Raw genomic sequence first — 5,638 nt, forward strand, 5'->3', positions numbered from 1 at the left:
AACGACACCTTAAACGGTAATCCAGTAGTTATAGGAACAAGCCCAGGTCAAGTAAGTTTGACAGCAGTAACAGTTCCGGCAGGATTAACCTTGAATGCAGACGGTACGGTAACGGTAGCTCCAAATACTCCGGCAGGAAACTATACTGTGGAATATACAATATGCGAAGTAACCAATCCTACTAACTGTAGCACGGTATCTAGTACGGTTGTGGTAAGTGCTATCATACCAGTATCAAAACCAAGTATTGCGATAGTGAAAACAGCCCATTTCAATGATGAAAACGGTGATGGTAATGCAAAAGTAGGGGAAACCATTACGTATAATTTCGCAGTAACTAATACAGGAAATGTAGCTTTGACTAATGTGTATATAGTAGATCCGTTAATTGGAATTACCATGACCGGAGGCCCAATATATTTAGCTGTAGGAGAAGAGGATACAACTTCATTTACAGGGATTTATTCTATAGTGCAAGCTGATATTAATTTAGGTAGTATATCAAATCAGGCTGAAGTTTTTGGAACAAGTCCTGATCATATTGTAGTAAAAGACAAATCAGACGATAGTAGTGTGTTGGGTGATAAACCAACGGTATTGCCAATTTCAGGATGTGTTATAAAAGTATTCAATGCTATTTCTCCAAATGAAGATAAGAAGAATGAACGATTCTATATTCAAGGAATAGAGTGTTATCCTGATAATAGAGTTGAGATTTATAATCGTTGGGGAGTTTTAGTATTCGAACGTGAGCATTATGACAATGTTAATACTGTTTTTAGAGGGTTTTCTGAGGGTCGTACAACTATTAAGAGCACTGAAGGACTACCAGAGGGAACCTATTATTATGTTCTGAAATATAAAGACAATGAATCCAATATGTATCAGCAGGCGGGGTATTTATACCTCAGTAAGTAATTAGTCAAAACAAATTTAATTGGGTTAGTTTTTATGCTAAGCCATTCTTAAAAGTAAAATAAATGAGAAAATTAGTTTTAGTTTTTATGTTTTTTTCTGTTGTGGGTTTCGCGCAACAAGACGCACAGTTTACACAATATATGTACAATACCATCAATATTAATCCTGCTTATGCCGGTTCAAGAGGGGTTGTAAGTGTTTTTGGACTGTACCGCACCCAATGGGTTGGACTGGATGGGGCTCCTGAGACAAGTACTTTTTCATTAAACACCCCATTAAATAATAGTAATTTAGGATTAGGAGTTTCGCTGGTTAATGATAAAATTGGTCCTACCAATGAAAATACCTTATCGGCAGATTTGTCATATTCTGTTCCCACATCTGAGGCCTTCAAACTTTCGTTTGGTATCAAGGCTACAGCTAATTTATTTAATCTGGATGTTAATAAATTACATCCAGAGGATCAGGATGATCCTCAATTCCAAAATTTAAATGGTGTTTTTTCGCCTAACATAGGGGCGGGGGTTTATTGGCATTCTGATAAAGCTTATATTGGTTTATCGGTGCCAAATTTCATCGAAACCAATCGTTATGACAATAATGAGGTTGCGATATTCAAAGACAAAATAAACTATTATTTAATGGCAGGTTATGTATTCGATCTGGATCCTAACATAAAATTTAAACCAGCGATACTAACCAAAATGGTTCAAGGTTCACCTTTGCAAGTAGATGTTTCGGCTAATTTTATGTTTAATAACAAATTTGTAGTTGGAGTTGCTTACCGATGGAGTGCAGCCTTGAGCGCTATGGTTGGATTTCAAATAACCGATGGTTTATATGTAGGTTATGGATACGACCGTGAAACAACCAATTTAAGCAACTATAATTCAGGATCACATGAAATATTCTTGCGTTTCGAATTGTTTAATAATTACAGCCGAATAACTTCACCTAGATTTTTCTAACTATTTCAATTATGAAAATTAAAAAATTAGTTTATACCGCTTTTTTAGTGCTATTTGTTTTCAAGGGGATTGCACAAAAAGGCAATATCGCTAACGCCGATAAAAAATATATTAAATATGCTTATATCGATGCGATTGCTACTTATGAAAAAGTTGCAGAGAAAGGATATAAAGATGAAAAAATGTTCCAAAGACTGGGTAATGCCTATTATTTTAATGGGGAGTTACCGAAGGCATTAAAATGGTACGAGGCTCTTTTTGAAATGAATAACCAACAGGAATTGGAATATTATTACCGATATGCCCAAACGCTAAAATCAACTGGCGATTATGCTAAAGCTGATAAAATACTGGAGTTATTCAATCAAAAAGCGAGTGCTGATAAAAGAGGATTGCTGTTTGAAAAGAATAAAAATTATTTGGAACAAATAAAATCCAATTCGGGTCGATTTGAAATAGCCGATGCGGGAATTAATTCAAAATATTCGGATTATGGAAGTTCTTTTATAGATAATAAATTGGTATTTGCTTCAGCTCGAGATACGGGAGGGGTTGCCAAAGTAAAATTCAAGTGGACCAATAGATCTTTTACAAATCTTTATGCGGTAGAATTAAAAGCAGATAAAAGTGTTGGAACTCCTGAACGATTTGAAAGAAAGATCAATTCAAAGTTCAATGAATCGACTCCTGTTTTTACCAAAGACGGAACAACGATGTATTTTACCAGGAACAATTTCTTGAATGGTTCAAAAGGAAAAGACGATAATAGAATTACTTTATTGAAATTGTATAAAGCGAGCTATGTTGATGGAAAATGGATGGACATTATCGAATTGCCATTTAACAGCAATCAATACAGCATGGCACATCCGGCATTAAGTGTCGATGAAAAGAAGTTATATTTTGCTGCAGATATGCCGGGAACTTTAGGACAATCTGATTTGTATAGTGTAACCATTAATAGTGATGGTAGTTTTGGTACTCCAGAGAATTTGGGAGCAGCTATAAATACCGAGGGAAGAGAAACTTTTCCTTTTATATCAGGAGATAATGAGTTGTATTTTGCCAGTGACGGACGCCCAGGATTAGGGGGACTCGATGTATTTGTTTCAACTATTAAAAACGATTCGACTTTTGGCGAAGTGCAAAATATAGGAGCTCCTATAAACACAAAACAGGATGATTTTGCTTTTTTATTGGACAGCAAAAGCAGAACTGGTTTTTTCTCCTCGAATAGAGATGGAGGGAATGGTTATGATGATATTTACCGTTTTTCGGAAACCAGAAGATTAGTTTGTGAGCAAGTTTTATCCGGAACTATTATAGATGTTGAAACCAATATTGCACTAGGAAATGCCAAAGTGAATTTATTGGATGATCAATTTCAGATAATAGGAGAAATGGTAACTGGTGCAGACGGGAAGTATGATTTTAAAGTAAATTGCGGCAAAAAATACTATGTTAGAGCTACAAGACAAGACTATGAAACTAAAGAAATACCCACAACTACCGCCAAGACAGATTTGACATTGGCCTTGACAAAAGCAATATGCAAAGTGGCTGTTGGAGATGATTTAGCGAAATGTTTTGGCATAAAAATGATTTATTTCGATTTGGATAAATCATTTGTTCGAACAGAAGCCGCCTTTGAGTTAGAGAAAATCCTAGATGTTATGAAACAGCATCCAAATATAAAAATTGATGTTCGTTCGCATACTGATAGCAGACAGACTCATGCTTATAATGAAAAACTTTCGGATAGAAGAGCTAAAGCAACTATTGCATGGTTAGTTAAAAACGGAATAGCTGCCGACCGATTAACAGGCAAAGGGTATGGCGAAACACAGTTAGTGAATCAATGCGTTGATAACGTAAAATGTACCGAAGAGGAGCATCAAGCCAACAGACGAAGTGAATTCATTATTACTTCGATGTAAATTGAATATCTTCACTAATAAAACAGTCTTTTCTGCTTGAAGAGGCTGTTTCATTTTTACACAAAGTGATATGTTGACTTGCTAACTCAGTCTTCACAAAAAGTTAAAATAAATTCGTAATTTTTATTTATAAAATAAGTATACAAAATTTATAAGAGAGCTCTTAAAGAAAAAGCAGTTTAATTGAGTTGTGATTGAACCAACATATCAGAATTTGCGAGAGTGTTGAGAGTAACATCTCACAATAGTATAAATGGTTTAAAGAATTCGAGAAGTTTGGTGTGGGAAACTTTCATAGAAAAGGAAAATTTAAGTTTATTACTGAGCAAAAAAAATCATGAACTAGGGAAAAAACTCAAAGATGTCGAGTTAGAGCGTGATATATTAAAAAGGTAATCGGCATTTTTTCCAAGAAAAACATATAAAGTAACTTAAGCAGGATAAAGGAATAGTAGGAATAGACCAAATGACGGTTGATAAGTATGTAGACTGGTTCAAGGACGATCGGGATAATCGTTTCAAATTTTTGCATGCAGGGACATATTAGCCTGATGTAGTAAAACTTGTTGAAATCCTCAGACCCAATGAAGGATCGTGTGTTGGGAGTTTCTTCAAGTGCTAGTTTTTCTGGAATGTATATTGGTACTTTGCCATGTGCAGATTGTGGAGGGATTTTAACTTATATCACTTTTAATACAAATGGAACTATTTCAAAAACGACTTCTTACCAAGATAACGATGGAACATCTGAGACAGAATATGGCATCTTTATTTTAAAAGATAAAATTGTAACAGTTACTATTGGTAAAGACCAATCAGAGTTTTATTTGATAAAATCAGACAGTGTAATAGCATTAGTAGACGAAGGCAAGAAAGAAGAGACTTCACAATTGGCGGCGAATTATAGATTAACAAAAAGGATTCCCGTTAAAGCCAAATCATTAGAAGGCGAATATGTTACAATAAGGAAGTAAGAATGAATATTTTTAAAAACTAACGTTAACCAATACTAAAGAAAATGACTTTGATGTTGTAGTTACTTTTGATGGTGCAACAAAAGGATGTGATTTTAAAGGAAAAGGGAAGCTAATAAACGACCAAATCGATATTAATTTAAAAGATGTTAAGTCAGAATTTAAAGGCGTAATGACTATTTTGTTCAAAGATAAAGTAGCCGAAGTATTTACTTCTAAATTTGATGATCGATTTGAATTAATGCATTTCTGTGGTGGTGGAGCTTCTCTTGCGGGAGATTATTTTAAGAAAAAACATAAATAAAACTAATTTTTCACCTAATTTTAAAAACTTTATTATGATACACAACTATAATGAATATTTTAGATCTGCCAAATGACTTTTTAATTGATACAAAATCATCAATACATGTATACGTTTATTCTATTTCTAAAGATTGTTTGAAAAGTAAAATTAGCCTCAATACTAATGTATTTAGTTTTTTGATAGAAGGTTCTAAAGAGTTAATAAATAAGAACCATTTTGCGAGATTAAATAATGAGCAGTTTGTTATTATTCCTTCAGGAAACTGTTTGATGAGCGAAAAACTTTCATCCAATCAATCTTATAAAAGTGTTTTGTTTTTTTTGCAAATGATGATCTTATTGATTTCTTGGATAAAAATAAATTTGTATTAACAAATTCAGGATCTTCAAAACCTTTTCTTGTATATAAATATGATAATTACATTAGAAATTTTGCTAAAAGTTTAAAACAAATAAGCGAAGATTCGAGATTATTTAAAACAAATTTATTACAAATAAAGTTTGAGGAAATAATGATGTATTTAGTTTTTTGATA

At 33.4% G+C, this 5,638-nt stretch carries 7 protein-coding genes; all 7 read left to right on the forward strand.

All coding sequences use genetic code 11. The features are described from left to right. Positions 1–918, forward strand: a 918-nt coding sequence (locus B0A75_RS20125; RefSeq protein WP_123872423.1) for a T9SS type B sorting domain-containing protein, incomplete at its 5' end; no start/stop codon positions are given. A gap of 62 nt (positions 919–980) precedes the next feature. Further along, entirely contained in the window at positions 981–1,886 is a 906-nt protein-coding gene (locus tag B0A75_RS20130; RefSeq protein WP_089056057.1) for a PorP/SprF family type IX secretion system membrane protein, read from the forward strand. 11 nt (positions 1,887–1,897) lie between these two features. Then, the gene (locus B0A75_RS20135; protein ID WP_089056058.1) at positions 1,898–3,823 is read left to right on the forward strand and encodes an OmpA family protein; all 1,926 of its coding nucleotides are present in this window, start codon (positions 1,898–1,900) and stop codon (positions 3,821–3,823) included. A gap of 563 nt (positions 3,824–4,386) precedes the next feature. Next, on the forward strand, positions 4,387–4,797 hold the full coding sequence (locus tag B0A75_RS20140) for a copper resistance protein NlpE (protein ID WP_089056059.1): 411 nt from the start codon (positions 4,387–4,389) through the stop codon (positions 4,795–4,797). A 172-nt stretch (positions 4,798–4,969) separates the two neighbouring features. Then, positions 4,970–5,101: a hypothetical protein gene (locus B0A75_RS20830; protein WP_262490118.1), complete on the forward strand. Its 132-nt coding sequence runs from the start codon at positions 4,970–4,972 to the stop codon at positions 5,099–5,101. Between the two features lie 50 nt (positions 5,102–5,151). Beyond that, positions 5,152–5,475: a hypothetical protein gene (locus B0A75_RS20645; protein ID WP_089056060.1), complete on the forward strand. Its 324-nt coding sequence runs from the start codon at positions 5,152–5,154 to the stop codon at positions 5,473–5,475. Next, positions 5,451–5,636, forward strand: a complete 186-nt coding sequence (locus B0A75_RS20865) for a hypothetical protein (protein WP_089056061.1) — start codon at positions 5,451–5,453, stop codon at positions 5,634–5,636. Before B0A75_RS20645 ends, B0A75_RS20865 begins: the two co-directional genes overlap by 25 nt. Positions 5,637–5,638 lie beyond the last annotated feature (2 nt).

The organism is Flavobacterium oncorhynchi (assembly GCF_002217355.1).
Classification (GTDB): domain Bacteria; phylum Bacteroidota; class Bacteroidia; order Flavobacteriales; family Flavobacteriaceae; genus Flavobacterium; species Flavobacterium oncorhynchi.

What these genes read in the sequence shown, in the direction of transcription:
- B0A75_RS20135 (WP_089056058.1), top strand. Translation starts at nt 1,898, where the DNA reads ATGAAAATTAAAAAATTAGTTTATACCGCTTTTTTAGTGCTATTTGTT.
- B0A75_RS20830 (WP_262490118.1), top strand. Translation starts at nt 4,970, where the DNA reads ATGACTATTTTGTTCAAAGATAAAGTAGCCGAAGTATTTACTTCTAAA.
- B0A75_RS20130 (WP_089056057.1), top strand. Translation starts at nt 981, where the DNA reads ATGAGAAAATTAGTTTTAGTTTTTATGTTTTTTTCTGTTGTGGGTTTC.
- B0A75_RS20645 (WP_089056060.1), top strand. Translation starts at nt 5,152, where the DNA reads ATGAATATTTTAGATCTGCCAAATGACTTTTTAATTGATACAAAATCA.